The sequence below is a fragment of the Mesorhizobium sp. M1D.F.Ca.ET.231.01.1.1 genome (assembly GCF_003999155.2).
GTDB lineage: Bacteria > Pseudomonadota > Alphaproteobacteria > Rhizobiales > Rhizobiaceae > Mesorhizobium.
The window spans coordinates 1-280 of the sequence record NZ_RZOZ02000294.1 but is presented as its reverse complement, the minus strand read 5'-3'; the positions used below and the strand labels follow the sequence as shown (position 1 = coordinate 280).

Genomic DNA, 280 nt, shown 5'->3' with positions numbered 1-280 from the left:
GCGCGGCGTTCAGGAACGGAACCTGACGCTGGTCGAGGCCGATCCGGACTTCGCCTCTTTGCTGACGCGCCGCTTCCCGGCTGCCCGCATATTCGAAATGGATGTGGTCGGCCTGCGCCACCTGACGCTGTTCGACGGCCCGGTCGTCGGCGCGGCGGTCAGCGGGCTGCCGTTCCGGCTGATATCGCCGCGCAGAACCTTCGCGATACTGGAAGGTGTCTTTGCCAATCTACGGCCGGGCGGGGCACTTTACCAGTTTACGTTCGGCGGCCGTTGCCCC

Annotated in this window: 1 pseudogene; it reads left to right on the top strand. The window is 66.4% G+C overall.

Annotated elements, in window-relative coordinates:
- Positions 1-280: pseudogene (locus EN874_RS33370) on the top strand (phospholipid methyltransferase); the annotation flags it as partial.